Source organism: Mycobacterium sp. (assembly GCF_035570115.1).
Lineage (GTDB): Bacteria > Actinomycetota > Actinomycetes > Mycobacteriales > Mycobacteriaceae > Mycobacterium.
Map to the genome: position 1 here is coordinate 14417 of NZ_DATMLH010000130.1, position 25800 is coordinate 40216.

26 protein-coding genes, 1 tRNA gene, 1 rRNA gene and 2 pseudogenes are annotated in these 25800 nt (G+C 66.2%); 6 read left to right on the forward strand and 24 right to left on the reverse strand.

The features are described 5' to 3' along the window. The first annotated feature begins 78 nt into the window (after positions 1 to 78). Complete coding sequence (locus tag VNW74_RS12165) at positions 79 to 417, forward strand: hemophore-related protein (protein ID WP_325677088.1); 339 nt, start codon at positions 79 to 81, stop codon at positions 415 to 417. Positions 418 to 434: 17 nt separating this feature from the next. Beyond that, positions 435 to 728: a tyrosine-type recombinase/integrase gene (locus VNW74_RS12170; protein WP_325677090.1), complete on the forward strand. Its 294-nt coding sequence runs from the start codon at positions 435 to 437 to the stop codon at positions 726 to 728. Positions 729 to 867: 139 nt separating this feature from the next. On the opposite strand, the gene VNW74_RS12175 is transcribed toward VNW74_RS12170, so the two are convergent. Further along, a tRNA-Pro gene (locus tag VNW74_RS12175) sits at positions 868 to 944 on the reverse strand. A gap of 86 nt (positions 945 to 1030) precedes the next feature. Further along, the gene (locus VNW74_RS12180; RefSeq protein WP_325677092.1) at positions 1031 to 2050 is read right to left on the reverse strand and encodes an NADP-dependent oxidoreductase; all 1020 of its coding nucleotides are present in this window, start codon (positions 2048 to 2050) and stop codon (positions 1031 to 1033) included. Positions 2051 to 2097: 47 nt separating this feature from the next. On the opposite strand from VNW74_RS12180, the gene VNW74_RS12185 reads away from it, so the two are divergent. Then, positions 2098 to 2778 carry a DUF3060 domain-containing protein gene (locus tag VNW74_RS12185; protein ID WP_325677095.1) on the forward strand — a complete coding sequence of 227 codons (681 nt, stop codon included), beginning with the start codon at positions 2098 to 2100 and terminating at the stop codon, positions 2776 to 2778. A gap of 3 nt (positions 2779 to 2781) precedes the next feature. Here VNW74_RS12185 and VNW74_RS12190 read toward each other — a convergent pair whose 3' ends face one another. The 7 genes from VNW74_RS12190 to VNW74_RS12220 form a co-directional block, all read right to left on the reverse strand. Beyond that, positions 2782 to 3564: a sulfite exporter TauE/SafE family protein gene (locus VNW74_RS12190; RefSeq protein ID WP_325677097.1), complete on the reverse strand. Its 783-nt coding sequence runs from the start codon at positions 3562 to 3564 to the stop codon at positions 2782 to 2784. 67 nt (positions 3565 to 3631) lie between these two features. Beyond that, entirely contained in the window at positions 3632 to 5035 is a 1404-nt protein-coding gene (gene der / locus VNW74_RS12195) for a ribosome biogenesis GTPase Der (RefSeq protein ID WP_325677099.1), read from the reverse strand. Then, on the reverse strand, positions 5032 to 5715 hold the full coding sequence (gene cmk / locus VNW74_RS12200) for a (d)CMP kinase (protein WP_325677100.1): 684 nt from the start codon (positions 5713 to 5715) through the stop codon (positions 5032 to 5034). The genes der and cmk overlap by 4 nt, the downstream gene beginning before the upstream one ends. Then, positions 5712 to 6464 (reverse strand): pseudouridine synthase, encoded by a 753-nt coding sequence (locus tag VNW74_RS12205; protein ID WP_325677102.1) that lies wholly within the window; start codon positions 6462 to 6464, stop codon positions 5712 to 5714. The genes cmk and VNW74_RS12205 overlap by 4 nt, the downstream gene beginning before the upstream one ends. Continuing rightward, complete coding sequence (scpB, locus tag VNW74_RS12210; protein WP_325677105.1) at positions 6464 to 7291, reverse strand: SMC-Scp complex subunit ScpB; 828 nt, start codon at positions 7289 to 7291, stop codon at positions 6464 to 6466. Before scpB ends, VNW74_RS12205 begins: the two co-directional genes overlap by 1 nt. Next, the gene (locus tag VNW74_RS12215) at positions 7288 to 8130 is read right to left on the reverse strand and encodes a segregation/condensation protein A (protein WP_325677107.1); all 843 of its coding nucleotides are present in this window, start codon (positions 8128 to 8130) and stop codon (positions 7288 to 7290) included. The genes scpB and VNW74_RS12215 overlap by 4 nt, the downstream gene beginning before the upstream one ends. After that, a complete protein-coding gene (locus VNW74_RS12220) occupies positions 8127 to 8990 on the reverse strand; it encodes a ParA family protein (protein ID WP_325677109.1) in 864 nt (287 codons plus the stop codon). Before VNW74_RS12220 ends, VNW74_RS12215 begins: the two co-directional genes overlap by 4 nt. Positions 8991 to 9237: 247 nt before the next feature. Here VNW74_RS12220 and VNW74_RS12225 point away from each other — a divergent pair. Next, positions 9238 to 9944: pseudogene (locus VNW74_RS12225) on the forward strand (O-methyltransferase). 18 nt (positions 9945 to 9962) lie between these two features. Here VNW74_RS12225 and xerD read toward each other — a convergent pair. The 13 genes and pseudogenes from xerD to VNW74_RS12285 form a co-directional block, all read right to left on the reverse strand. After that, the gene (gene xerD, locus VNW74_RS12230) at positions 9963 to 10931 is read right to left on the reverse strand and encodes a site-specific tyrosine recombinase XerD (RefSeq protein ID WP_325677131.1); all 969 of its coding nucleotides are present in this window, start codon (positions 10929 to 10931) and stop codon (positions 9963 to 9965) included. Between the two features lie 59 nt (positions 10932 to 10990). Next, complete coding sequence (locus VNW74_RS12235) at positions 10991 to 11614, reverse strand: NUDIX hydrolase (RefSeq protein ID WP_325677111.1); 624 nt, start codon at positions 11612 to 11614, stop codon at positions 10991 to 10993. Then, positions 11607 to 13358, reverse strand: a complete 1752-nt coding sequence (locus tag VNW74_RS12240) for a CTP synthase (protein ID WP_325677113.1) — start codon at positions 13356 to 13358, stop codon at positions 11607 to 11609. The genes VNW74_RS12235 and VNW74_RS12240 overlap by 8 nt, the downstream gene beginning before the upstream one ends. A gap of 135 nt (positions 13359 to 13493) precedes the next feature. After that, positions 13494 to 14435 (reverse strand): copper transporter, encoded by a 942-nt coding sequence (locus VNW74_RS12245; RefSeq protein ID WP_325677115.1) that lies wholly within the window; start codon positions 14433 to 14435, stop codon positions 13494 to 13496. A 13-nt stretch (positions 14436 to 14448) separates the two neighbouring features. Then, positions 14449 to 15642, reverse strand: coding sequence for a putative cytokinetic ring protein SteA (gene steA / locus VNW74_RS12250; RefSeq protein ID WP_325677117.1), 1194 nt, complete (start codon positions 15640 to 15642; stop codon positions 14449 to 14451). Between the two features lie 103 nt (positions 15643 to 15745). Continuing rightward, positions 15746 to 17521: a DNA repair protein RecN gene (recN, locus tag VNW74_RS12255; protein ID WP_325677119.1), complete on the reverse strand. Its 1776-nt coding sequence runs from the start codon at positions 17519 to 17521 to the stop codon at positions 15746 to 15748. 2 nt (positions 17522 to 17523) lie between these two features. Further along, positions 17524 to 18447: an NAD kinase gene (locus VNW74_RS12260; RefSeq protein WP_325677121.1), complete on the reverse strand. Its 924-nt coding sequence runs from the start codon at positions 18445 to 18447 to the stop codon at positions 17524 to 17526. After that, complete coding sequence (locus VNW74_RS12265) at positions 18437 to 19309, reverse strand: TlyA family RNA methyltransferase (protein ID WP_325677122.1); 873 nt, start codon at positions 19307 to 19309, stop codon at positions 18437 to 18439. The genes VNW74_RS12260 and VNW74_RS12265 overlap by 11 nt, the downstream gene beginning before the upstream one ends. 7 nt (positions 19310 to 19316) lie before the next feature. Next, complete coding sequence (locus VNW74_RS12270; RefSeq protein ID WP_325677133.1) at positions 19317 to 19493, reverse strand: hypothetical protein; 177 nt, start codon at positions 19491 to 19493, stop codon at positions 19317 to 19319. After that, a pseudogene (locus tag VNW74_RS31890) lies at positions 19489 to 19576 on the reverse strand (hypothetical protein); the annotation flags it as partial. The gene VNW74_RS12270 and the pseudogene VNW74_RS31890, both read right to left, overlap by 5 nt. Before the next feature lie 25 nt (positions 19577 to 19601). Then, positions 19602 to 20606 carry an HAD-IIA family hydrolase gene (locus tag VNW74_RS12275; protein WP_325677135.1) on the reverse strand — a complete coding sequence of 335 codons (1005 nt, stop codon included), beginning with the start codon at positions 20604 to 20606 and terminating at the stop codon, positions 19602 to 19604. Between the two features lies 1 nt (position 20607). Beyond that, positions 20608 to 21399 (reverse strand): tetratricopeptide repeat protein, encoded by a 792-nt coding sequence (locus VNW74_RS12280; protein WP_325677123.1) that lies wholly within the window; start codon positions 21397 to 21399, stop codon positions 20608 to 20610. Positions 21400 to 21482: 83 nt separating this feature from the next. Next, positions 21483 to 23153 (reverse strand): FAD-binding dehydrogenase, encoded by a 1671-nt coding sequence (locus tag VNW74_RS12285; RefSeq protein WP_325677124.1) that lies wholly within the window; start codon positions 23151 to 23153, stop codon positions 21483 to 21485. Between the two features lie 111 nt (positions 23154 to 23264). Between VNW74_RS12285 and VNW74_RS12290 the strand changes: the two genes are divergently transcribed. Then, positions 23265 to 23840 (forward strand): TetR/AcrR family transcriptional regulator, encoded by a 576-nt coding sequence (locus tag VNW74_RS12290; RefSeq protein ID WP_325677126.1) that lies wholly within the window; start codon positions 23265 to 23267, stop codon positions 23838 to 23840. Positions 23841 to 23864: 24 nt separating this feature from the next. Here the strand turns inward: VNW74_RS12290 and VNW74_RS12295 are convergent, their stop codons facing one another. Beyond that, a complete protein-coding gene (locus VNW74_RS12295) occupies positions 23865 to 24743 on the reverse strand; it encodes an LLM class flavin-dependent oxidoreductase (RefSeq protein ID WP_325677127.1) in 879 nt (292 codons plus the stop codon). Positions 24744 to 24889: 146 nt separating this feature from the next. On the opposite strand from VNW74_RS12295, the gene VNW74_RS12300 reads away from it, so the two are divergent. Continuing rightward, on the forward strand, positions 24890 to 25483 hold the full coding sequence (locus tag VNW74_RS12300; protein ID WP_325677129.1) for a TetR/AcrR family transcriptional regulator: 594 nt from the start codon (positions 24890 to 24892) through the stop codon (positions 25481 to 25483). A gap of 217 nt (positions 25484 to 25700) precedes the next feature. Here VNW74_RS12300 and rrf read toward each other — a convergent pair. Further along, a 5S ribosomal RNA gene (rrf, locus tag VNW74_RS12305) occupies positions 25701 to 25800 on the reverse strand; the annotation flags it as partial.

Sequence of the window (25800 nt, forward strand, 5' to 3'; positions counted from 1 at the left end):
TTTGCTGAGATTTGTATACCCCCTACTTGACCTGGACATTTGCATTAGAGTAGGCGCGGTCAGGGAAGGAGTCCACGCATGACCAAACTGTCGTTGACCAGACTTGCTGTGGCGGTCGGTGGTCTGAGTTTGTCGTTGACTGCCGGGGCCGGGGTCGCGTCCGCAGATCCCGATCTGGGTCCGGCCGTCAACACAACCTGCACTTACACACAGGCCCTGGCAGCATTGAACGCGCAAGACCCGACAATTGCCGCGGTTTTCAACTCCTCGCCGGAGGCGCAGTCCGGTTTGCGTCAGTTCCTCGCCGGGTCGCCCAGTCAACGGAAGCAAATGGCCCACGAGATGGTGAGCGATCCCGATAGCCAGCCGTACATTGGAGTTCTCCAACAGACCTTCGCTACCTGCAACAACTACTGAGCCGCAGGCTCGTCCCGATGATCGATGGTCGAGGTTTGCACACCCCCGAGTTCGGCGCCCCGGTCGACCCGCGGAACCTGCTGCGCGTCGTGGAGGTCGCAGCCGAAGCGGCCGGCGTCAAGGGTGTCGGCGCCCACACCCTGCGACACTCGGCGGCTGTGGGCTGGCTTGAGGCCGGCGTGCATATCAAGGCGGCCGCCGATCTGCTCGGGCACAGCTCCATCGCGATCACCGGCGACGTGTACGGCCACACCAGCGACGACACCGCCAGATCCGCAGTTGACGGCCGCGCTGGCAGGCTCGGGTTATGACACCGCCATTCGCTGCGCGGCTTGCCGTACCGGCTTGCCGTACCGGTTGCTGTACACACCCCCCGGCCGGTACCGACTTGGGTGATAGTGAGGTCCGCCGAAATGGCTCTGACCTCCGTCAAGTCTGGTCGGGCTGACATGGTCGGGCTGACAGGATTTGAACCTGCGACCACTTGACCCCCAGTCAAGTGCGCTACCAAACTGCGCCACAGCCCGGTGCCGCCGACGCAATCACCGGCAGCAGGTGGAAAGCCTACAGGAGACGGCGACGCCCACCCCAACCCAAGACGCGCAGCGACCCCTCAGGCCGGTGTGGGTTCGCTGAGCTTGACTAGCATCTTGCCGATGTTGGCCCCGGTGAACAGCCCGTTGAGGGCGTCAACGCAGGACTCGATGCCCTCAAAGATGGTCTGGCGGGCCTTGATTCGTCCCTCGTGCTCCCACTGACGCAGCGAAGCGAAGGCTTCCTCGAAGCGGCCCCATTGATCGAGTGCATTGAATCCCTGCATGGTCGCGGTTTTCGACAGCAGATTCACGTAATTGGCCGGCCCGGGGTGCTCGCCGGTCAGATAGCTGGAGATGACGCCGCACAGTACGACGCGTGCGTTCATCGCCAGCCGGCCCAGGACTGCGTTGAGGATCGGCCCGCCGACGTTGTCGAAGTAGACGTTGACTCGTTTGGGGCAGTGCTCTTTGAGCGCGGCCTCCAGGTCGTCGTTTTTGTAGTCGATGCAGGCGTCGAAACCGAAGTCCTCGACCACCGCCCGGCACTTCTCAGGCCCGCCCGCGATGCCCACCACCCGGGCGCCGGCGATCTTGGCGATCTGCCCGGCCACCGATCCGGTGGCGCCCGCGGCGGCCGAAACCACCACCGTGTCCCCGGCCTGGGGCCGACCGAAGTCGGTCATCCCGATATAGGCCGTCGCGCCGGTCGGTCCGTACACGGACATGATGGCCAGTTGATCGCTCTCGCCGGGAATGGGCGTGCTGAACACGTCGTCGCGAACGATCACGTACTCCTGGAAGCCGGTCAGGGTGGTGATGACGTCGCCGATGGCGTAGGCGTCACAGCGCGAGGACACCACCTCGCCGATCCCGGCCGCCCTGATCACCTCGCCCAGCTGCACCGGCGGCAGGTAACCCGGCTGATCGTTTAGCCAGGTCCGCACCGCGGCGTCAAGGCCCACAAACGTGGTGCGGACCAGCGCCTCACCCTCGGCAGGCTCGGGCGCGGGCGCGTTGACCAGCTCGGTGTCACCGGGCAAGACCAGGCCGGTAGGGCGGCGGCGCAGCACGATCTGGCGGTTCGTCAACTCGGGCACGATGCCGAAACTACCGAAGCGAGATCCCCGTGTGGGAGCATCTGTGGATGAAGCGGGAGGACGACCCGGAAGCGCGAATCCGCGAACTCGAGCGCCCACTGTCCGAGACGGCGCGTGCGTCCGAACTGGGAAGTGCCCCGACGCCCAACGGCTACCCGTACCCCCCCGGCCCGCCGGCATTGCGGCCACCGCTACCGGGTAGTTACGGCGGCCCGTTCCCAGGGAGCTCGACGAGATCGCCTTCGCGCACGCGGTTCTGGTGGCTCCTAGCGCCGTTCGTGGTAATTGGCGTGGTCTCGCTCATCTCGTACAACGCGGACCGACATTCGCGCGGCGGCTTGGTGACTCTCTCGCCGATGCCCAGCATCTCCAGCAGTGCTGCCGCGGCCCCCTCTCCCAGCGAGGCTCAACCACCCGCCCCTGGACCTTCGACGTCGCCCAGTCCAGTGGCCACTGCGCCGGCGGGTGGCAACCTCAGCGTCGCGGGCATCAAGGAAAGCCACACCATCGCCTGCAACGACAGCATTGTCAGCGTCAGCGGCATTTCCAACACAGTCGTGATCACCGGCCACTGCAAGGGCCTCGAGCTGTCCGGCGTCCAGAACAAAGTCACCGTGGACGCCGTCGACACCATCGAAGTCTCCGGCTTCAACAACCAGATCACCTACCACACCGGTTCGCCGAGCATCGACAAGTCCGGCGATGGGAACATCGTCCAACAAGGCTGACCGCTAGACGCTCAGCAGCCGGTAGAGCCCGATGAGACCGACGACGACAATCGCGGCGCGTAGCGCATTCGGCGACAGTCGACGGCCGTAGCGCGTACCCAACCAGCCGCCGACCAGCGAGCCAGCCGCGATAAGGCCTGCCACCGGCCAACTTATCCGGTGGAATGCCACAAATGTATAGGCAAGCGCCGCAACAACATTCACCAGCAGTGTCAGCAGGTTCTTCGCCGCATTCATCCGCTGCATGGATTCGGGTAGCAGCGCGCCCATCACGCCGACCAGCAGAATGCCCTGCGCCGCGGTGAAATAGCCACCGTAGACCCCGACCGCGAAGGTGCCCGATACCAAGACAGCCATCCGGCCCGCTGATATGTCTCCGGGAGAGCGGCCCGCCTTATCAGCCCGGTCCTGCGCCCACCTTTGGATCCACGGACCGATGACCACCATGATCAGGGCCGCGATCAGCAGCACCGGCACTATCGCGGTAAACGTTTTCTCCGGCAAATGCAGCAGCAGCCACGCACCAGCGACGGCGCCGAAAACCGACGCGGGAATCTGCCAGCGCAGCCGGTCCCACTGACCTTGCAGCTCACGCCGGTAGCCCCAGGTACTCGAGACGTTTCCCGCCACCAGGCCCACAGCGTTGGACATGGTCGACGTCACTGGCGGATAACCCATCGCGACAAGTGTCGGGAACGTGACCAAGGTGCCTGACCCGACAACGCCATTGATCGCGCCCGCGCCCAAGCCGGCGAGCAGGATCAACAACGCGTGTGAAAAGGCCACTGAAACGAGCCTATCCGGCGCGATTTCGGTAGAAATATGAGTTTTCCCACTGCACGCGGCGCCGGACTCAGCGGGACCTGGGTTTCCGCTTCTCACGCTCCCGCACGTTGATCCGGACCGGGCTGCCCTCGAAGCCGAAGGTCTCGCGCAGCCGTCGCTCCAGGAACCGTCGATAGCCCGCCTCCAGGAAGCCGGTGGTGAACAGCACGAACGTCGGCGGGCGGGCGGTGGCCTGAGTGGCGAATAGAATCCGCGGCTGCCGGCCGCCGCGCACCGGCGGCGGTGTGGCGGCCACCACTTCCTTGATCCAGGTGTTGAGCCGACCGGTGCCGATCCGGGTATCCCACGACGCCAGTGCACTCTCCAAGGCCGGCACCAGCTTCTGCACGGCCCGGCCCGTCAACGCCGAAATGTTCACCCGCTGGGCCCACCGGACCTGCACGAGTTCGCGGTCGATCTCGTTGTCCAGCTGATAGCGACGCTCCTCGTCGACCAGGTCCCACTTGTTGAACGCCAGCACCAGCGCGCGCCCGGCCTCGATCACCATCGACAGCACCCTCTGGTCCTGTTCGGTGAGCGGTTGCGAACCGTCGATCAGCACGATCACGACTTCGGCGGCGTCAATCGCGCCGTGTGTGCGCACGGACGCGTAATACTCGTGCCCGCTGGCCTGGCCGACCTTGCGGCGCAGTCCAGCGGTGTCGACGAAACGCCAGACCTTGCCGTCCATCTCGATCAGCGAATCCACCGGGTCGACCGTGGTGCCCGCGACTTCGTGCACCACCGAGCGCTGGTCGCCGGCCAACCGGTTCAGCAGTGAGCTCTTTCCGACATTCGGCTTGCCCACCAGCGCCACCCGCCGCGGACCACCCTCGGTCGACGTCGACTCCGCCACCTCTGGCAAAGCACCAACGACCGCGTCGAGCAGATCGCCCACGCCGCGACCGTGCATTGCGCTGATCGCGTACGGCTCACCGAGCCCCAGCGACCACAGGGCAGCCGCGTCAGATTCATTTTTCTCGCTGTCAACTTTGTTGGCGGCCAGGAAGACTGGCTTTCCAGAACGACGCAGGATACGTGCGGCCGCCTCGTCACCGCCGGTCGCACCTACCACCGCGTCGACCACCAGGATCACCGCGTCGGCGGTGCGCATCGCCACCGCGGCCTGCTCGGCCACGAGCTGCTGCAAACCTTTGGCGTCGGGCTCCCATCCCCCGGTGTCCTGCACAGTGAACCGGCGTCCGGTCCACAGGGCGTCGTAGGAGACCCGGTCGCGGGTCACGCCGGGCACATCCTGCACCACCGCCTCGCGCCGGCCGAGGATCCGGTTGACCAGCGTCGACTTGCCGACGTTCGGCCGGCCCACCACCGCCACCACCGGCGGCGGTCCCGCAGCCTCGTCTTCCAGAGCCTCAGCGAATTGCGCTGATTCCCAATCGCTTTCGTCGACCCAGGTGCCGTCTTGACTCACCCAACTGCCTCGCTTCGTTGCTTCACCAGCTGCAGCAGGTGAGCGATCACCTCGGATTCGGTCATCGCGCTGGTGTCGACAATCAGCGCATCCGAAGCGGCGCGCAGCGGCGATACTGCTCGCGTCGAGTCCAGATGATCGCGGCGGCGCACATCGACCAACACACCGTCATAGTCGTCGGGCAACCCAGCGGCGACATTCTGATCATTGCGGCGCCGCGCCCGGGTTTCCGGCGACGCGGTCAGGAAGATCTTGACGTCGGCGTCGGGCAGGACGACGGTCCCGATATCGCGGCCTTCCACCACCACGCTGCCGGGGCCGTCAGCCAGCGTGCGTTGCAGTCCGACAAGCCGGGTCCGTACGGCGGGAACCGACGACACCGCTGACACCGCCTGAGTGACCTCGTCACCGCGGATCTGCGACGAGACGTCCTCTCCGTCAAGGTATGAGCGATCTTCGTCGGGGTCGAAGCCCACTGACAAGTTGACGGTCGACGAGGCGGCTCCGACGGCCGCCTGATCGGCCGGGTCGATCCCGGCCCGCAGCACGGCGAGCGTGACGATGCGGTACATCGCGCCGGTGTCCAGGTAGCGGGCCCGCAACGCGTGCGCTAATCCCCTTGATACCGAGGACTTTCCGGTGCCCGCCGGGCCGTCGATGGCGACGACGACTTCTTTCACAGGCCAACCGCTTTGTAGAGGTCCCCGATCTCGTTGCCGCGCAGGGCCCGGATGCTGCCCGGACGCTGGTCCCCCAGCGACACCGTGCCGATGTCGGTACGGACCAATGCCTGCACCGGGAATCCGGCCGCCGAGAACAGCCGGCGCACAATGCGTTTGCGTCCTTCGTGCAGGGTGACCCGGACCAGGGTCTTACCGGGAATGGCGTCCACCACTGCGAAATCGTCCACCACAGCGGGCCCGTCGTCCAATGCGATTCCGGCCCGCAATTTTTTGCCAAGCCCGCGCGGTACCGCGCCGGCCACTGTCGCCAGATACGTCTTGGGCACCTCGTAGGAGGGATGCATGAGGCGATGCGCCAGCTCGCCGTCATTGGTCAACAGGATCAGCCCCTCGGTGTCGGCGTCCAGCCGTCCGACGTGAAAGAGCTTCTGGTTGCCGCGCACTCGATGCTCCACCAGGTCGCCGATGCACGGCCGACCACGGTCGTCCGCCATAGTCGATTGCATACCGCGGGGCTTGTTGAGCGCCAGATACACCAGCGTGTCGTCCAGGATCACCCGTGCGCCGTCGACGCGGATCACCGACACGTCGGGATCGACCCTGGTGCCCAGCTCGGTCACCAGCTGCCCGTCCACCTCGACACGGCCATCGATGATCATCTTCTCGGCGAGCCGCCGGGACGCAATCCCGGCCTGCGACAAGACTTTCTGCAGGCGAATTCCACGGGGCTCGCCGGTTTCTGTCATCAGTCCTGGTCCACGTCGAACGAAAATGGCTGGTCGCCAGACACCGGGCCGCCGGAGAGCTTGACGAAACGTGGCTCAGCGTCCAATGATTCGGTCAGATCGTCGATCATGTCGACATCGGGAAGCAGCGGCGCGATATCAGGCAAGTCGGCCAGCGACGACAGCCCAAGCCGTTCCAAGAACAGCTCGGTGCTCGCGAATGTCACCGCGCCGGTGTCGGCGTCAGTGCCGGCTTCGGTGATCAGCCCACGTGCCAGCAACGTTCGCATGACGGCGTCGACGTTCACTCCGCGGACGGCGCTGACCCGCGCCCGCGTCACCGGCTGGCGGTAGGCCACCACGGCCAACGTCTCCAGCGCCGCGCGGGTCAGCTTCGAGCGTGACCCGTCCAGCAGCAGCCGTTCGACGTAGGGTGCGAACCGCGCGCGGGTGTACATCCGCCATCCGCCGCCGGCCTCCCGCAGGTCGATACCGCTGTCGCGTTCGGTGAGCGCATCGGCCATCAACCGCAGCTTGGCGGCGACTCGATAAGCCGGCTGCTCGGTGGCCGCGGCCAGCGAATCGACCGTCACCGGAGTGTCGACGACCAACAGCAACGCTTCGAGAACCGCGCCCAGTTCGGCGTCGTCGAGCTCCGGCGGTGTCGCGACGTCGATACCCAGTCCGGCGTCGTCGAGCGCCTCAGCCGTCGCTGCGTCTGGATCGTCGCCGACTGGGGTCGTGCGCCGCTCCTCAGCATCGCTTCGCTCTGCATCGTCGCCGGCTGGGGTCGTGCGCCGCTCCTCAGCATCGCTTCGCTCTGCATCGTCGCCGGCGCGGTCGGTCATAAATGGTCTCGCAGTTCTTGAGCTTGCACCGATTCCGCCCTCAGCAAGGCTTCGTTGGTCGGCCGTTCTCCGGTCCACGAAATCTGGAGCACACCAAGCGGTTCTGACTGGTCGAATGCTACCGCCCGTGACCGATAGAGTTCGAGCAGCGCCAGGAACCGGCCGACGATCTGGATCGGCAGCTGACAGTCGGCGACCAACTCCGAGAATGACGCCCATTGACCGATGCCGCGCGTTTCCAGCAACGACAGTAGCTGTCCGGCCTGTTCGGGCACCGACACCATCAGCTCGTGCAAGTGTTCGGTGGCTACCGTCGGCACTGGCCGCGGGGTGAATGCAATCGCGGCGATCTGAGCGAATCGCTCGGCGTCGACGCCCAGCATCACCTCCGGCAGCAGGTCCTCGTACCGGTCCTCCAGCGACACCGCGCGCGGATAGCTGCGCAGCGCAGCGGCTTCCAGCTCGGCGAACATCTGCGCGACATGCTTGAACGCCCGATACTGCAGCAGCCGGGCGAACAGCAAGTCGCGGACCTCCAGCAACGCCAGGTCCTCATCGTCATCCACCTGCCCCGACGGCAGCAGGCGGGCCGTCTTGAGATCGAGCAGGGTCGCGGCGACGACCAGGAACGCGGTGGTCTCGTCGAGCTCCAGCTCGGGACCGATCGCGCGGGTGTAGGCGATGAATTCATCGGTGACCTGATGCAACGCCACCTCGGTGACGTCGAGCCGGTGGGCGAAGATCAGCTGAAGCAGGAGGTCGAACGGTCCCTCAAAGTTGGTCAGCCTGACCTGGAAGCCGCTCTGGGACGATGCCTCGCAGGTCACTCCGCCGTTCACGCGCCGAACCGGTCGATCACCTCGCGGGCCAACGAGCGGTAGGCGGCCGCGCCGCCTGATCGCGGTGCCCACGTGGTGATCGGTTCACCGGCGACGCTGGTCTCCGGGAAACGGACAGTACGGGTAATGACGGTGTCGAACACCAAGTCGCCGAAGCGCTCCAGAACACGGGCCATGACCTCGCGGGAGTTTACGGTTCTCGGGTCGTAGCGGGTGATCAAGATGCCGCTGATGTCCAGCTTCGGGTTGAGCCGATCTCGCACCTTCTCGACGGTATCGGTGAGCAGCGCCAGACCGCGCAGCGAGAAATACTCGCATTCGGTCGGGATGATGACCCCGTCGGAGACGGCCAGACCGTTGACAGTGAGCAGTCCGAGCGACGGCTGGCAGTCGATCAGCACGTAGTCGTAGCGGTCCAGTACCGGATGCAGTGCACGGGCCAGCGTCTGCTCGCGGCCCACCTCATTGACCAGCTGGATCTCCGCGGCCGACAAATCGATATTGCTGGGCACCAGGTCCATGTGCTTGACGCGGGTGTTCATCAGCACGTCGTCGACTGATACCCGCGGCTCAATCAGCAAGTTGTGGATGGTGTGCGTCAGCTCGTAGTGCGGCACACCCAGGCCGGCGGACAGGGCTCCCTGCGGATCCAGGTCGACGAGCAGCACGCGGCGGCCGTATTCGGCGAGTGCTGCGCCCAGATTGATCGTCGACGTGGTTTTGCCGACACCACCTTTCTGGTTGCACATCGCGACGACTTTGGCCGGCCCGTGCGACGTGCGCGGCTTGGGTTCGGGGATCGCCCGCGGTGGCCGCCCGGTCAGGCCGACTCCGGTGCCGCTGTCGGCGTCGTCAGTCACGAGCGCCGCGGCTCCGCGCAGACCGACCCGGCATGCGCGGCGTTCGGGAAATCACGGACATCGCAGGAGAGTCTAATGGGTATACGCGCCCGCGCCGGGAGACCCGCAACAACGTAACCAGCCAATTTGGCGCGGCTCGTTTACATCGGCCGACTCGGCCGACCCCGGTCCGCATCGTCGCGGGGCTAGTGTGACGATCATGAGTCGGAAACAGCGCATTCCCCTGTTGCGCTCGTCGGTATGACGGATGGCGACTGGGCCCGCAACATCACCACGACGGGCCAGATCGGCGACGGGCGGGAAGCCGCCGCGGTCGAATACGTGCTGAAGCAGGCTCGCGCGGGCGACGTCGACGACGTCTTGGCAACCATCGACCGGTTCGCCTACGAGGAGTCGATGCTGATCAATGTCGGCGACGAGAAGGGCGCGCTGCTCGATGCCGCGGTCCGGCGCGCCGACCCGAAACTGGCGCTCGAGCTGGGCACCTACTGCGGCTACGGCGCGCTGCGCATCGCCCGGGCCGCGCCTGCCGCCAAGGTGCACTCCGTCGAGCTGGCCGAAGCCAACGCCGTCAACGCCCGCCAGATCTGGGCGCATGCCGGCGTCGCCGACCGGGTCATGTGTGTGGTCGGCACCGTTGGCGACGGCGGGCACACGCTGGATGCGCTGGCCAGCGAGCATGGCTTTGCCGCCGGTGCACTTGACTTCGTGTTTCTCGACCACGACAAGGACGCCTATCTCTCGGACCTGCACAGCATCGTCGACCGGGGCTGGCTGCATACCGGCTCGATCGTGGTCGCCGACAACGTCAAGGTGCCTGGCGCGCCGAAGTACCGCGAATACATGCGTCAACAGCAGGGCAAGCTGTTCAACACCACCGAGCACAAGACGCACCTGGAGTATCAGAGCTTGATCTCGGATCTGGTGCTGGAATCGGAGTATCTGGGCGCCTAATCGCCACGGCCGAGGCGCTCAGTGCGCACGCGGATGGGCCTCGGCCCAGACTTCGCGCAGTGCGTGCACGGTGACCATGGTGTAGATCTGCGTCGTCGTCACCGAGGCGTGTCCGAGCAACTCCTGAACCACACGGACATCGGCCCCGCCGTCCAGCAGGTGCGTCGCAAACGAATGCCGCAGCGTATGAGGGGACACCCCGGAGGTGATGTCGGCGCGCTCGGCGGCGTCCTGCAGAACCTGCCAGGCGCTTTGCCGCGACAACCGGCCACCGCGCACGTTGAGAAAGATGGCCGGCGTCCCGCGGCCACGACGCGCCAACTCCGAGCGTCCGCGCACCGAGTAGGCGTCCAGTGCTTGCACCGCGGGCCGTCCGATCGGGACCAAACGCTGTTTGCCGCCTTTGCCACGCAGCAGCACGGACCGCGCGTGCGTGTCGATGTCGTCGATATCGAGTCCGACCGCTTCCGAGATGCGTGCACCGGTGGAGTAGAGCAGTTCGAGCAGCGCGCGGTTTCGCAACGTCAACGGGCCGTCGGACGGGCTGTCGCCTCCGGCGCCGGCCAGCAGCGCGAGCACCTGGTCGAGGCTCAGGCTCTTGGGCAGCCGCCGCCCCGGTGTCGGTGGTTTGACGGCCTGCGCGACGTCGAATTCGGCCAGGCCTTCGGCTGCGGCGAACCGGTGCAAGCCGCGCACCGCGATCAACGTCCGCGCCGCCGACACCGCAGACAGCGGCGACACTCCGGAATCCGGATCGCCGCGCCGCAGGGCCACCAGGAATTCGCTGACATCGTCCTCGCTGACCTTGGCCAAGTCGTCGATGTCCCGCGATGTGAGGTGCTCGAAGTAGCGGCGGAGGTCGCGGCGATAGGAGCTCAAGGTGTTGGCCGCCACGCCCCGTTCGATCGTCAGATGATCGAGGTAGCCCTGCAGCTGGGTCTCCAGGGCCAACTGCGCGCCTCCTCCTCGGGCCGTCCCGGCCCGCATCGTCACCGGGCGCGGCGCCGAAAGCGTGGTCACCGGGCCGGATCCCATCGCCCGCATCGTCACCGGGCCGCCTGTCGCGCGGCGAAGTTCTTCGACTTGTCCACCCACGGCGTGTCCACCGGCCGCGGCTGCGTGAAGCCTTTCGCCACGGTATATGCCGCCAAAATCCCTCCGACCGCAAGGGCGTTGACGATCTCGCCGCTGAACACCCGACGGACCGCCTCGTCGATCGAATACCACTGCAAGGTCATGTCGGCTTCTTCGTCGTGCGCCTCGGGTCGGTCTACCTGCGTCAAACCGGTTGCCAGATAGACCCGCACCGATTCGTCGCTGAATCCGGGTGTGGAATCCAGATCGACCAGCACCCGCCAAGTCTGTGCCTGCAGGCCGGCCTCCTCGCGGAGTTCTCGGGCGGCGGTCAGGTACGGGGCTTCGCCGTTGATGTCGAGCAGTCCGGCAGGCAACTCCCACAGCCGTCGACCGAAGGGATGGCGATACTGGTAGACCATCGGAATGCGGCCTTCGTCGTCCATCGCGACGATAGCGACCGCGCCGAAGTGCTCGACGATCTCCCGCGTCACGATCTTCCCGCCGGGCATCCGGACATTGTCCTTGCGCAGGGCGAAAATCTTTCCGGTATGCAAAGTTTCGGACGATATCGTCTCGAAGATGTGCTCAGCCACGGGCAACGGGCTCGGGCTCGGACACGTCGACCCCGTCGTGTTGTTCAATTCCGTTCGAAGGCTGCTCGGGAATCTCGACCGGCAATCGCTCGGCTGCCTTGTAGTCGATGGCCGCCCCGACGAAACCGACAAACAACGGGTGCGGACGGGTGGGCCGGCTCTTCAACTCTGGATGCGCCTGGGTGCCGACGACGTAGGGATGCATCTCCGGTGGGTATTCGACGAACTCCACCAGGTGGCCGTCGGGAGACGTCCCGGAGAATCTCAGGCCGCTTTCCGCGATCCGGTCCCGATAGGCGTTGTTGACCTCGTAACGATGCCGATGACGCTCGGACACCTGCGTCGACTGATATGCCTGGGCCACAATGGAACCCGGCTCAAGCACCGCCGGATAGGATCCCAGCCGCATGGTGCCACCGAGATCCGCCTCGCCGGCGACGATCTCCTGCTGATCGGCCATGGTGGAGATGACGGGGTCGGGTGTGGCCGGATCGAATTCCGCCGAGTTGGCCCGCTCCAAGCCGACCGAGCGGGCCGCCTCGATGACGATGCACTGTAGGCCAAGACACAACCCCAACACCGGCAGACCCCTGGACCGTGCATACCGGATGGCCCCGATCTTCCCCTCGATACCGCGGATGCCGAACCCGCCGGGGATCAGCACGCCGTGGACGTCGTCGAGCAACGCAGACGCACCGCTTGCCGTCTCGCAGTCGTCGGAACCGACCCAGCGGATCTCCACCTTTGCCCGGTGCTTGAACCCGGCCGCCCGCAGCGCTTCGGCGACCGACAGGTACGCATCCGAGAGGTCGATGTACTTGCCCACCAATGCGATTCGTACCGTCTCCTGGGGATCGTGCACCCGGCGCAGCAAATCGTCCCACTCTGTCCAGTCGACGTCGCGGAACGGCAGGTTGAGCCGGCGCACCACATAGGCGTCAAGCTCTTCGCGGTGCAGCACCTTGGGAATGTCATAGATCGACGGCGCGTCAGGGGTAGAGATGACGCCGTCGATGTCGACGTCACACATCAGCGCGATCTTCTCCTTGAGCGACTCGGGAACATCACGGTCGCAGCGCAGGATCAACGCATCCGGAGTGATACCGATGCTGCGCAGCGCCGCCACCGAGTGCTGGGTCGGCTTGGTTTTCAATTCGCCCGACGGCGCCAGATACGGGATCAGCGACACGTGCAGGAAGAAGACGTTCTCCCGGCCGAGATCATGACGAACCTGCCGTGCCGCCTCGAGAAAGGGCTGCGACTCGATATCGCCCACGGTCCCGCCAATTTCGGTGATGACGACATCCGGGCGGTTCCCGTCGGCGTCCGGCTTGGCCATCGCCAGGATGCGACTCTTGATCTCGTCGGTGATGTGGGGGATCACCTGGACGGTGTCACCGAGGTACTCGCCGCGGCGCTCTTTGGCGATTACCGTCGAATACACCTGTCCGGTGGTGACATTTGCCGAGCCGGACAAGTCGCGGTCCAGGAAACGCTCGTAGTGACCGACATCGAGGTCGGTCTCGGCGCCGTCCTCGGTGACGAAGACCTCGCCGTGCTGAAACGGGTTCATGGTGCCGGGGTCGACGTTGAGGTAGGGGTCGAGTTTCTGCATCGTCACCTGCAGCCCGCGCGCTGTCAGCAACTGCCCCAGGCTGCTGGCGGTCAGTCCCTTGCCCAGCGACGAAACGACGCCACCGCTGACGAAGAGGTGCTTGGTGGTGGTCTGCGGATGCTTGCGCAAAATGGCGACCTCCGTGAAGACGGCGCAGGGCTAGGCTTTTAGCTGTTATCCAGCGCTCATTGGGCCTGCCGACCCACGGAAACCCACCCTAACATCCGCGCCGCTGTGCCGTTGTTGACACGCCCGGCGGGGCGGCTATTGCGCGACGGTGAGGCCGGTGGCGGCGTGACCGGTGCCGTACTGACCGGTGCGGCCGCCGTTGACCAAGTCGGCCATGCCCAAGACCGCGGTGATACGTCCGGACTCGGTGTTCACGTCGTCGACGGTGCTGATCGCCGAGGTCACCGCGGCATCGGCGCGGGCCACCGCGACGGCCGCCGTTCCGCCGGACGAGCCGTCGCGTCCGGCAAGCAGCACACCCGAGCCGTGCGGCGCCAGCGCAGCGGCGAATCGGGCCACGCTGACGCCCTGATTGCCGGCGTCGTCGCCGAGCCCACCGCCGGTGATGACCGCAGCGGCGTTCGCCGCGCCGATGTGCTGGTTGCCATAGCCGACAAAACCGGTGTCGCGCAGCGCGGCCAGCACGGTATCGCGCTGCGTGTCGTCGACGGTCGCGACGGCGGGATCCCGGTTGATCAGCAGCGCGATACCCAGCAGGTCGCCGGCCTGGGAGCCTTGGTCGACGAGTTTTGTGCTCAGCTGAGCGCCGGCCGGCAGGATCGACGAGTTGACCACCGAACGCAGCTTCTCCGCCGAGTTGGCATCGACGAACTCCTGGGTCAACGACAGCGTGCCGGTGACAACTCCACCGGATTGGCCGATGATCTTCGAGACCGCATCGACGTCGTCATTCTTTGCATCGGGGGCGCGGAAGATGACCACCGACTTGCCGTTCAATGCGTCATGCACCATCCGGCCTGCCATTTGCGCGTCGAAAGCATCTGCGGAATTCAGCTTTTGGTTCAGCGCGTTCTTCTGGTCGTTGAGTGCGTTGATCTGGCCGTGCAGATTTCGCGATTCGTCACGCAATCCGGACGCCAGGGTGTTCGACAGGAAGCCCGAGCCCAGCACGACTCCGACCGCCAGCGCCAGGAAGACAGCGGCCAGCGAAATGGCGTGCTGGCGTAGCGATATCACATCCGTGCCTGTCCTAGTGGACCCAGTGCTGCACCCAGAGCGTGACATGGTTCCAGTACTCGACGGCCCAGTGCAGCACCATGGTGTCGGTGCGGGACACCCACAGTGCAACGATGACCGTGATCAGCATCGTCAAAATGAGCAATGCGATCGCGCCGCCGGAGATTCGATTGTGGTACAAGGTGGCAACGGCCTTGGCATCCACTACCTTCTCCCCTACCCGCAGCCTGGTGAGGAAGGTCGAGGGGTTGCTGTGCTGACGCGCCCGGTCGAAAAACGTCTCGATGTTGGCGCTGTGGCCGGCGGTCACCAGCAGTGCGGCCCCGTGGTGGTCGGCCAGTAGCAGCGCCAAGTCCGTGGCCGAACCCGCGGCGGGGAACGTCATTGCGCCGACGCCAAGGTCCTGGATGCGCTCCAAGCCCGGCGCGTGGCCGTCGGCGTCTGCGGGCAAAACCACCTGAGCGCCGCACTTGAGGACTTCGGTGCTCAGTTCGCTGGGATCGCCGACGATCAGTTGCGGGCGATACCCCGCTTTCCGTAAGACCTCGGCGCCGGTGCCGACTCCGATGAGGACCGGCTGGTACTCCTTGATGAAGGGTTTGAGCCGCTTGAGGTCCTCGGCGGCGTGGTCCTCGTCGGCGACCACCACGACGTGACGGCGGCGCAATTCGACGTCGACGTCGGGGATGCCGATCCCGTCGATCAACAGCGGGCTCTCGCTTCGGATGAACTCAATGGTGTTGCCCGCGAAGGCCTCCAGGTGGGCGACCAATCCGGTCTTGGCCTCTTGCATCAGGCCGGCGATCTCTTGGTCGGTGCGCTCGGTGCCCCGGATCAGCCGGCGGTCACCTGAGTACAACCCGCCGTTGTAGAGCCGGACTTTCGCGCCGTCTTTGACCTTCTTGAAAACCTCGGGCCCGGTTTCGTCGATCAGGGTGACGCCGTTGGCCACCAGCACCTCCGGACCCAGGTTGGGATACCGACCCGACACCGAAGTGGATGCGTTGACGACGGCCGCGATCTCGGCGTCCACGAGGGCATCGGCGGTGATCCGGTCCAGGTCCAGCACATCGAGGACCACGATGTCGCCGGGGCACACCCGTCGCAGCAGTCGGTCGATGTCGCGGTCGACCCGAGCGGTGCCGATGACACCGGGGCGCGAGGTATTACGGGATAGCAGTCCTGAGATTGTGGTCGTCACGCTCATGGAGGCGATTCTGTCGGTGAACCCGAGACCGACCGGGGAGGCGCGCCGTAACAGCAGCCTCAGAAGTTATATCGTGTCACACCTGTCACACGTTTGGACATCGTCACGAGGTCGCAATTCGGTCACAGTCGGCGGCCTCGAGCAGTTCGCGCGCATGAGCCCGCGCCGTATCGGACTCACCGAGCCCGGCCAGCATCCTGGCCAACTCGGCAACCCGGTCGTCCCCGTCGAGGCGTCGCACTCCGCTGGCGCCGTCGCGTCCGGTGCTGTCGACCATGAGGTGCACGTCGGCGTAGGCCGCGACCTGCGGTAGATGCGTCACCACAATGACTTGGCGGTTGCGGGCCAGCCGGGCCAGTCGCCGCCCGATCTGCACCGCTGCCCGCCCGCCCACGCCGGCGTCGACCTCGTCGAAGACCATCGTGGTACCGGCCATCGATGCCGCCAGCACCACTTCCAGGGCCAGCATCACCCGCGACAGCTCGCCGCCGGACGCGCTCTTCGACAGCGGCAGCACCACCATGCCGCGATGCGCGGCGAAGCCGAACTCGACCTGGTCGACACCGTCCGCACCGGCATGGGCCCGAGCGCCCGAGAGCAGCGTCAGCGCCGCGGGGTCGTCGAGAGCGGCCGGCATGGTCGTCACGGTGATGGTGAATTCGGCATCGGACATCGCCAAGCCGGATAGTTCGCCGGTGACTTCCTTGGCCAGTCGCTTAGCCGCTTGGCTACGCGCCTTGCTGAGTTCGATTGCAGCGGAAGCTAATTCGGTCGCGAGGTCATCGACCCGACGTTGCAGGCCGGCCAGTGCCTCCTCGGAGACATCCAAGTGAGCCAGCTGATCTCGCGATTCGCGGGCCCACCGCAGCACACCGTCGATGTCTGCCGCGTATTTGCGGGTGAGCGTGCGTAGTTCGGCTTGCCGGGCAAGCTTGGTGTCCAAAGTGCTGGCGTCGGCCGGTAGTTCGTTCAGGTAGGCGCCGAGTTCACGTGCTGCATCGCCAACCACCGTGAGCGCCTCGCCGAGCTGATCCGCCAACCCTCGTAGCGTGGCGTCGTCGGTCGATTCCAGCGCCGTCTTCGCGTGTGCCAAACCGTCGGCCGCCGAGACGGGTTGACCCATCACTTCGGCGGCGGCCTCATCCTCCGCGCCGGACAACGCGGCACGCGCGCTGGCCGCGGCCTCGCGCAGGGCGTCCAATTCGGAGAGTCGACGAATGTCGTCGATCAGCGCGTCATCCTCACCGGGTGCGGGGTCGACGGTGTCGATCTCGTGCAGCGCGAATTTCAGCCGGTCGGCTTCCTGGGCCAATTCCCGGGCCCGGTTGCTTCGGTCGACGAGGTCACGCCGCGCCGACTGCCACGCGTCGCGCAGTTTGCGATAGCGCTGCAGCCGGGCGCCAACGGCCGCGAACCGGTCGAGCGCACCGCGTTGTTCGTCAGGCCGCATGAGCCGCAGCTGGTCGTTTTGTCCGTGCAAGGTGAGCAGCTCGGTGGTGAAACCGCTCAGCGATTTGGCGGGCACGCTGCGCCCGCCGAGATAGGCCCGCGAGGGACCGTCGCGGCTGACCGAGCGCAACGCGATGATGCTGCCGTCCTCATCGCGCTCAGCTCCCGAAGCGTCCAGCATCTCGTCGATCTGGGCAGCAGCTTTCTGGTCGAGATCGGCAGTGCTGAAGCGCCCTTCGACGACGGCCCGCTCAGCACCGGAGCGCACCCGGTTGGCGTCGGCGCGCGCCCCACCCAGCAGGTGCAGCCCGGTGACCACCATCGTTTTACCGGTGCCGGTCTCCCCGGTCAGTACCGTCAGACCCCGGTCGAACGCGGCCGTGGCAACGCTGATGGCGCCCAGCGCCTCGATGCGAATCTCATTCAGCACCGTTACCGTCCACGCCAGCCGGTGACCGGCAAGCGGAACTTACGCACCAGACGGTCGGTGAACGGCGCGCTATCCAGCCGGGCCCATTTCACCGATACCTCGCAACGCCGTACCTCCAACCGGCCACCGGCCGGTACCAGCATCTCTCGTCGGCCGTCGCAGAACACCACAGCGTCGTGCTCGTCGGCCTCGACCTCGATAGCGATGACGGCGTCCGGGCTGGTCACCATCGGCCGGGCGAACAGGGCGTGAGCGTTGTTGGGCACCAACAGAAGTGCCTCCAGATCCGGCCACAGCACCGGCCCGCCTGCGGAGAATGCGTAGGCCGTGGAACCGGTGGGTGTCGACACCAACACCCCGTCGCAGCCGAATGTCGATACCGGCCGGCCATCGACCTCGAGGACCACCCCGAGCACACCCAGCCGCGGCCCTTTTTCCAGGCTGGCGTCATTCAGCGCCCATCCGCGACTGATGACCTCGCCTCTCACCCGCACCGCGATGTCGAGCGTCAACCGGTCTTCGATGCGGTAGCTGCGGGCCACGACATGCTCGAGCACGGTGTCGATGGCGTCGGCCTCGGCCTCGGCCAAAAAACCGATCCGGCCCAGGTTGACACCCAGCACCGGAATGTCGGCATTGCGAGCGAGCTCCGCGGCGCGCAAAACGGTGCCGTCGCCGCCGAGGCCCAGCACCACCTCGCATCCGTCGGCAGCGTCCGGGTCGGCGTCGGCGAGCTGGATGTCGACACCCAACGCGCGCATGTCGTCGGGGGTCAGATGCAACGAACCTCGATCGACCGCCTCGGCGGTCAACACGCGAAGGCCAATACCGTTGTCGTCCAGCACTTTCTCCACCCGACGGGCGGTCTCGGTGGCCTCCTCGCGACCGGTGTGGACCACGAGCAAGACGGTGCGATCACTCGTCATTGCGACTCGCTTCTGATTGTCCGGCTCCTCCGCGGGCCAAACCCGCCCGCATCGTCACCGGACCGGCTTCAACAGCCGCACGAACCGCGGATTCCAATTCATCAGCCGAAAAACCCCGATCTGTCTCGGCGCGCAGCCACAGGAAGTATTCGACGTTGCCCGATGGACCGGGTAGCGGGCTGGCGGCGACCCCGAGGGTGTGCCATCCCAGCTCCTTGGCGCAACGTGCGACGGCAAGCACCGAGGTTGCCCGGAGCTCAGGATCGTGCACCACCCCACCGGCGCCCACCTGACCTTTGCCCACCTCGAACTGCGGCTTCACCATGGGAACGATATCCGCGTTGTGCGCTGCGCATCTAGTCAGCGCGGGCAACACCGTGGTCAGCGAGATGAACGACAAGTCAGCGACCACGGCCTCGACCGGGTCACCGATCACAGCCGGTGTCAGTTGCCGCGCATTGGTCCGCTCGATGACGATCACCCGCGGATCCGACCGCAGCGACCAGGCCAGCTGGCCGTAGCCCACATCAACGGCGACCACTTCGCGTGCGCCGCGATCCAGCAAGACTTCGGTGAATCCACCCGTCGACGCACCGGCATCCAGACAGCGCCGACCCGCAACGCTGATACCAAACGTATCGAGCGCACCGATCAGCTTGTGCGCCCCCCGAGACACCCAACCTCGCTCGGTGTCGCCGGCGACGCTCAGCGCCGCGGTGGCCGCGACGGCAGTGCCCGGTTTGACCGCCGGCATGCCGTCAATGCTGACCTTGCCGGCACCGATTAACTCCGCGGCCTGCTGGCGAGACCGTGCCAGCCCGCGCCGGACCAGCTCGGCGTCAACACGAGTACGCCGCGTCACGGCGCATTCAGCCCTTCTCCGCCGACTCCAGCGCCTGCACCAGCATGTCGTGTGCTTCGGACAGACGGCGCGCCAGCTCTTCGAGATCGGCTTCCGCGGGCACGTTCTCGACGTCGGCAGGATCGGGTAGCTCGGCGAGCATGGCGTCGATCCGAGCACGGATCTCATCAGGATCGATATTAATGGCGCCGCTCCTCCTCATCGCTTCGTCCCCCTCGCCGCTGCGCGGCTGGGTGGTGCCCCCACTGCATCGTCGCCGGCGCGATTCATGACCTTGTCCACGCTATCGGATTCACACCAGGGACCACCGTTGCAGGGCATCGCGTGCGGTCTCGTCGCCGCCCTCGACGGTGACGGCTCGTGGGTCGCATTTGCTCACCCAGATGGCATTGGCGACGGCGCGAACGATCGACAGGCCGTCGCTCGCTTCGTCGTCGCCTCCCGTGCTGACCGTCACCGACATGTCCCCGGTCTCGACGTGCCACGCCGATTGCGGCGCCACCGCAAGCAGATCCGCTTCCAGGTGCAGCGCACGCAGGTCGTAGCCGATGTAGGTCGCGCGTTGTGCACGTACGGCGTGCACCGCGTCGCGGGCGGAGCTGACGCCGGTCAGAACCATCAGGCTGGGCAGGTCGGCGGCGTTGGCCCCGGCGATATCGGTGTCCAACCGGTCACCGACGACTAGCGGCGCGCGAAAGTCACCCCGTGCCAACGCATCTGTCATCAAGGTCGGTGCAGGCTTGCCGGCAACCTGGGGCTCTGCGTCGGTCGCCGTTTTCAGTGCGGCCACCATGGAGCCGTTGCCGGGCAACAGGCCACGTTCGGTGGGCAGGGTGGCATCGACGTTGGCGGCCACCCACAGCGCTCCGGCCCGAATGGCCAACGCCGCTTCGGCAAGGTTTATCCAGCCGGTTTCGGTGGAGTGACCCTGGACCACGGCGTGCGGTTTGTCGTGCGCCAGGCGTACCGGCCGCAGTCCGACGGCGGTGATTTCGTCGGCAAGCGAATCGGTGCCGACGACCAGCACCCGCGACTCGGGCGGCAGTTGAGTGGCCAGCAGGTGGGCGGCGCTTTGCGCGCTGGTGACGACATCGTCGGCCGTCGCCGTGAGACCGATGTCGCACAGGTGCCCGGCGACTTCGTCGGCGCTTCGCGAGGCATTGTTCGTCACGAAGAGCTTGCGACCGGGGACCTTATCCAACGACTCCGCGGCGCCCTCGGTCAACGCATGGCCGCGGAACACCGTTCCGTCCAGATCGAGCAGCAAGCAATCATACTGTTGCGCAAGCGTTCCCACGTCAGCCGAGCTCACTGACTCGGTCTTCGGCATCGGTGACCCCGTCGATGTCGGCGGCCGCGGCGCGCAGGAACCACTGCAACGCCTCCTCGCCACGGTGAAGCGCCAGCAGTGTCTCCGCATACGCGTAGAACAGCCTTGCCGCAGTCGTTCCGGTGCGCGCCGGGTCCAGCTGCGGTGTGGACAACACTTTCAGGGCTTGTTCGAGCTGACCGAGGTCGGCGCGGGCGCCTGCGGCGACGATGCGCACCTCGTCGGCTTCGTCGCCGCTCAGCTGCGCCGCCTCAGGCCCGCGCGCCAGCTCAAGCGCCCTTTCGGGCCGGCCGAGGCCGCGTTCGCAGTCGATAATCAGCGGAAGCAACGGGGACTTGCTGCCCATCCGGCGCGCCGCGCGCAGTTCGGCGAGCGCCTGCGCCCAGTCACCACACTGATAGGCCGCGATCCCGACGGCTTCCCGGACGGCGGCGATACGCCCAGAGCGGGCGCGCGCGGCCCGCGCGTGACTCAACGCGGCTTCTGGATCGTCGTCGATCAGCTCGCCTGCGGCGACCAGGTGGCGGGCGATCGCGTCGGCGGTGGCCCGGTCCAAAGTGCTGAGCTCGCGCCGGATCTCGGGCGCCAGTTGCTTTGCCTCGATATCAGCCGGGATCTGCGGGACTGCGCTGCCATCATCGTTGGGTGGGTGCTGGGGCTGCGCTCGGCGCGCGCGTCCCGGGCTCGATGTCGGTGCTTGGGACCGCGGCGCTCGCCCCGGCCGCGGTTCGCCGGTGCCGCCGCGCCTTTCCTCGACCACTCGTACCCTTCATCCCGAATCACCTTGACGTCCTTGTATCAAAGGATACGGGCTGGCTAACGGCCGGCCCGGCCGCCTTGTCGTTAAAGGGCTTCCGCGGCGGCGCGTCCGGCAGCGCGTCCGGAGAAGATGCAGCCGCCAAGGAAGGTGCCTTCAAGGGCGTTGTAGCCATGGACACCGCCACCGCCGAATCCGGCGGCTTCACCGACCGCGTAGAGGCCGGCGATGGGCTGGCCGTCGTTTCCGAAGGCGCGCGACGACAGGTCGGTCTGGATGCCGCCCAACGTCTTTCGGGTCAGGATGTGCAGTTTGACACCGATGAGTGGGCCAGCGGCGGGGTCGAGGATGCGATGTGGTGCCGCGACGCGCCCGATCCGGTCGCCGAGATAGCGTCGGGCATTGCGGATGCCTTGGACTTGGGCGTCTTTGGCGAACGGGTTGGCCATTTGCAGGTCCCGAGCCTGGATCTGACCTCTGATGGTGACGGGATCCAGCAGCGGCTGATCGGTCAGCGTGTTCATCTTCGCCACCAGCGATTCCAGATCGTCTGCGACAACGAAGTCGGCACCGTGGCGTTTGAAGGCCTCGACCGGGCCGGGGGCCGAGCGGCTCAGCACCCGCTCGCGCAAAAACGCTCGACGGCTTTTGCTGGTGATGTCGGGGTTCTGCTCGGAACCGGACAGCGCGAATTCTTTCTCGATGATCTTTTGGGTGAGGATGAACCAGGAGTGGTCGTAGCCGGCGATGACGGGGTCGGTGCGCAGGTAGCGCAGAGTGCCGAGGGTGTCATAGCCCGGCAGGTACGGCTCGGGCAGACGTCGCCCGACCGCGTCGAACCACATCGATGAGGGACCCGGCAGGATCCGGATCGCGTGAAGGGGCCAGATCGGGTTCCAGTTTTGGATGCCTTCGGTGTAGTGCCACATCCGGTCCCGGTTAACCAGCCGCACGCCGGCGTCGGCCGCGATGTCGAGCATGCGGCCGTCGACGTGGGCGGGCACGCCGGTGATCATCGACCGCGGCGGTGTGCCCATCCGTTCCGGCCAGTAGCGGCGCACGATGTCGTGATTGGCGCCGATCCCGCCGGAGGCAATGATGACGGCCTGGGCGCTCAGTTCGAACTCGCCGACCACGTCCCGGTTGGACGGCGCGCCACGGGGAGCATCGTCGGGCGCGAGCACCACGCCGCGGACTCCGGTCACCGCGCCGTCGGTGAACACCAGCTCGTCGACGCGGTGGCGGTGGTGAAAGCTGACCAGCCCGTGGTCGGCGGCGGCCAGTGCAGCGTTGACGAACGGTTCGACGACCCCGGTGCCGGTGCCCCAGGTGACGTGGAAGCGGGGCACCGAGTTCCCGTGACCGGTGGCGCGCAGATCGCCGCGTTCGGCCCACCCGACGGTCGGCAGGAACGTCATGCCGTGCTCGGTCAGGTAGGCGCGTTTATCGCCGGCGGCGAACTCCACGTAGGCGCGGGCCCACTTGGCTGCCCAGCTGTCCTCGTCATCAAGGCGGTCAAACGCCGCGCTGCCCGACCAGTCGCTCCAGGCCAGCTCAAATGAGTCCTTGACACCCATGCGGCGCTGCTCAGGGCTGTCGACGAAGAAGATGCCGCCGAATGACCAAAAAGCCTGACCGCCCAGGTTGGCGGCATTCTCCTGATCGACGACGGCGACTTTCTTGCCGCGGCGGGTCAACTCGCGGGTGGCGACCAGTCCGGCCAACCCACCACCGATCACGATGACATCAGCGTCCATCAGTCGCTCCTTCTCTGACACCTGTGCATGTATCCGATACAATAATGTATCTGATACTTCAATGTATTATTAGGTGATGCAGATGACACCAACGGCCACCAAGCCACCTCGGTGACCAAGCGCCGCGCCGAGACACGGGCGCGGCTCCTCGATGCCGCATTCCGGGTGTTCGCCGACAAGGGATTCGGGCACGCTCGCATCGAGGACGTCTGCGCCGACGCCGGCTACACCCGGGGAGCGTTCTACTCGCAATTCGCCAGCCTTGAAGAACTCTTCTTCACCCTCTACGACGAGCGGGCCACGCTGATCGCCGACCAACTCGCCACCGCGATGACGTCTACGCCTGAACCTACAGACGTGACCGAGATTCTCGACCAGGTCTCGCAGACGCTGTTGCTCGATCGCGACTGGTTATTGGTCAAGACGGACTTCTTGATGCACGCCGCCCGTCACCCCGAGGTCGCCGAGCGCCTCGCGACCCACCGCGACCAACTCCGCGCCACGGTCGAACAGCGTCTCGGCGCCTCCGACAACGACATGCATCCAGCACTGGGCGGCATTGCCGACACCGCCCGGGCGGTCGTCGCCGCTTACGACGGAGTCGCCACCCAACTGATCCTCGACGGTGACCTGCCCGGCGCTCGCGCCTGGCTGCGCCAATTACTCATGGTCATCCTCGGCGGTTGATGAGCCGACCAATGCGGCGGCCCGCTACAGCGCCTTGGCGATGAGCTCATCCGCGATCCACCGAGCGACGTTGGCCGGGTAAGGCTCCATCGGGAGGCCGAGCGTGAAGTGCCGGAACCCGGCGTCGAGCGCTTCGCTGATCGCGTCCCGCGTGGTACCGGGCTTGTCGTAGGACACATGCAGATGGATCGAGCGGGTGATGGCGGCGGGATCCCGGCCGGCCTCGGTGCAGCAGCGGTCCAGCAGCGCGCTGCGCTCGGCGGCGTCGTCGGCGTCGCCGCCGGGGATGTTCCACAGGTCAGCATGCTCAGCGGCCACGCGGAGCACGGCGGCCGAGCGTCCGGCGACGAGGATCGGCGGGTGGGGGCGCTGGACAGGTTTTGGGTTGCCGAATGCGCCGGTGAGGTTGATGTAGGCGCCGTGGAAGTCGAACGGGTCGCTCTCCGTCCACAGCCGCCGGATGACCGTGCAGGCTTCCGCGAGGGCCTCCACCGAGTGACGAAAGTCGTGGTAGGGCAGGCCATGTGCCTCGTACTCGCGGCGAGCCAGCGGGTTGCCGGGACGTGAGCCCGCGCCAATTCCGAAGTCGAGTCGACCGCCGGAGACGATATCGACGGTCGTGGCGATCTTGGCCAGCATCGCAGGCGGCCGGAATCTGTTGCTGGTCACCAGCAGCCCTAAGCGCAGCCGCTCGGTCTGCGCGGCGAGTGCCGATAGCAGGGTCCAACCCTCGAAAATCGGCCCATTCCGGTCGCCGACGATCGGCATGAGGTGATCGAACAGCCAGGCGTGCTCGATTTCCGGGACCGCGTCCGCCTCGCGCCAAACGCGGAGGATATCCCGGTAGCCGATCTGCATGGGCGCGGTCACGATTCCGAAACTGGGCAGAGATGCTTGCGACATGGGTTTCTCCGTGGGGTGAAGCGAGCCTGGGACGTCCGGCTTGGTGCCGCTAGCCGGATCTGTCATCCTGAAGGAAGTGGAACCGTGTTCCGATAAAGACGATACGGAACCTTGTTCCGCTTGGCAATGCGTGGGACGGAGGTGGCGTGGGCGCGGCCGGGGGTGAGAGCGGATCGGGGGCGGCGGCGCCACGGAAGCGCGCCGATGCCCGGCGGAACGAGGCGACGCTGCTGGACGCCGCCGCCGCGGCGTTCGTCGAGTCCGGCGTCGATGCGCCGGTGCGCGACATCGCGGCCAGGGCCCGCGTCGGCGTCGGCACGATCTACCGCCACTTCCCGACACGAGCCGACCTGATTGTCGCCGTCTACCGACACCAGGTCGAGGCCTGCGCCGACGCCGGCCCCATTCTGCTCGCGGAAAGCGCTACGCCGCACCAGGCGCTAGCCCGCTGGATCGACATGTTCGTCGACTTCCTGGCCACCAAGCACGGCCTGGCCGAAGTGCTACGGTCCGACGACGCCGCCTTCACGACGCTGCACGCCTACTTCATCGACCGCCTAGTCCCCGTGTGCGCACAACTCCTCGAGGCGACAGCTGCGGCGGGAGAGATCCGACCCGGCCTGGATGCCTACGAACTACTCCGCGGCGTCGGGAATCTGTGCGTTGGGGCGGGCAGCGACCCCCGCTACAACCCTCGTCGCCTGGTCGAACTCCTCATCGCGGGACTCCGCATCCAGTAGGGATCCGCGCGGCTACAACTTCTACTGCCGTGCCCCAATCGCGTCAATCGGCAAACGTAGAGGTCACAATGTGACGGCCCGACTTGACTCAAATTAGTGCATACCGTCGGCGCGAATTTTGATCTGCATTCGACCGAAATCCTGATTTCCACGGTTAATGTCTGTATTTTTGAGCACAAAAAAGGGCACCGTTGTGGGTGCCCTTTTTTGGGTGTGTGTTCGGCGGTGTCCTACTTTTCCACCCGGGTTGGGTAGTATCATCGGCGCTGGCAGGCTTAGCTTCCGGGTTCGGGATGGGTCCGGGCGTTTCCCTGTCG